At 52.2% G+C, this 1,579-nt stretch carries 1 protein-coding gene; it reads left to right on the forward strand.

Translation table 11 applies throughout. The features are described 5' to 3' along the window. Nucleotides 1-1,579, forward strand: a 1,579-nt coding sequence (locus tag G327_RS0123605; protein ID WP_019617271.1) for an Ig-like domain-containing protein, incomplete at both ends; no start/stop codon positions are given.

Below are 1,579 nucleotides of genomic sequence, written 5' to 3' on the forward strand. Positions count from 1 at the left end.
CTAATAATCCGCCGACAGCGAAGGGCTACACTCAAACAACCGACAGCGATACATCGGTGTCGTTGGATTTGAGTGCTTTGAAGCTTATCGGGGATCCAGACGGTGACCCGCTTAGCGTGACGCTGCATAGCAGCAGTGGGCGCGCCGCGGTTTCCGGTCATATCATCACTTATACTCCCAACGGGTTCTTCGGCCGCGATGAAGTCGTCTACCAGGTCAGCGACGGCCGCGGGGGAAATGCGGCTGCAGCAATTGTGTATATCGTTTCAAATGCATCCCCAATACCGGATGTCCCGCTTTTAACGCCGTTCGCCGATGCGGTGAATAAAGGCCTGACTCTGACCATAGATGCCGCAACTTATGTCGACAGCGACAAATCATGGCAGCTGACCTCGGTGACCGACCCTAAAGGGCTGGTGAGTAATATTCGTATTAATGGAAGCAGCGCGACAATGACGGCTGATCACGCCGGAGTAACGGCTCTTTCCTGGGAGATAACTCAAGAGAGTAAAACTTATTCCTCCACTTTTTATCTGGCCGTGCAGGATGTCAGCAGCCCAAACACCCCGCCAAAGGCTGCCAACATTAGACGCAGTACCGATAATGAAACCCCTGTTTCCATTGATTTGTCGCAGGCAGTCAGTGACGCAGACGGCGACACGCTGACTATTTCCATGTTTGTTCAGTCGGCAGACCGCTTCACTCAGAATGGCATGGACGTGAAGTATACGTCGTCAGGGTATGTGGGTAATGATATAGCAATGTACAGCGTGGAGGACGGCCGCGGCGGCTTTGCTATCGGATATATTTCAGTTGTCGTGACAGATGCCAACCCGCCTGTACCTAATACTCCGCCGACGGCCGAAAACCATGCAGTGTTCTTAAATCAGGGAGAAAGCCTTGATATTGATATCAGCACTCTGGTGAGTGACAGTGACGGGGATGACGTTTCCCTGACTAAACTGATAGCCGCTTCCGGGCGTGCTTCGATAACCGATGCTAAGACTATTACCTATTCTTCCGGCAGTTTCAGCGGCCTGGACAGTTTCGTGTATATGGTATCGGACGGCAAGGGAGGGATAGCACAGGCGGAAATACAGGTCAACGTTCACCCCGTTAAGGTTCCAGCGCCCCTACAGACCAATCCACTGGTGCTGAGCATGACAGCGGGAGAAACTCGCCCGTTCGATATTTCCTCAAGCGTGAGCTCTGGACTGGACTGGCAGTTAAGCGATGTTAATGATACGTCAGGCCTGGTGCAGGTCGGTACTATTGCCTCGCCGTCGGTGACTCTGACAGCCCTCTCTTCTGGTATTGCCCGAGTCCGCTACACGGCGGAAACCGCGAATGAATCCAAAAGCAGTGAACTGATTATTAGTATCAGCGAACCCGATACTACTCCGCCAAAAGCCCAGAATGTCACCTTGAAAACCGACAATGATGCTTCTGTGACAGTGGATTTAAGCAGTTATTTCAGTGGTGCTGACAGCGATTCGCTGCGCGTCACTAAGCTGCTGCAGACAGATGAACGTTTTGTGCTTTCCGGCAGCAAAGTAACCTACAACCCGGCAGGTTTTAT

Origin of the sequence: Psychromonas ossibalaenae ATCC BAA-1528, from assembly GCF_000381745.1 — a bacterium.
In the GTDB taxonomy this organism is placed as follows: Bacteria; Pseudomonadota; Gammaproteobacteria; order Enterobacterales; family Psychromonadaceae; genus Psychromonas; species Psychromonas ossibalaenae.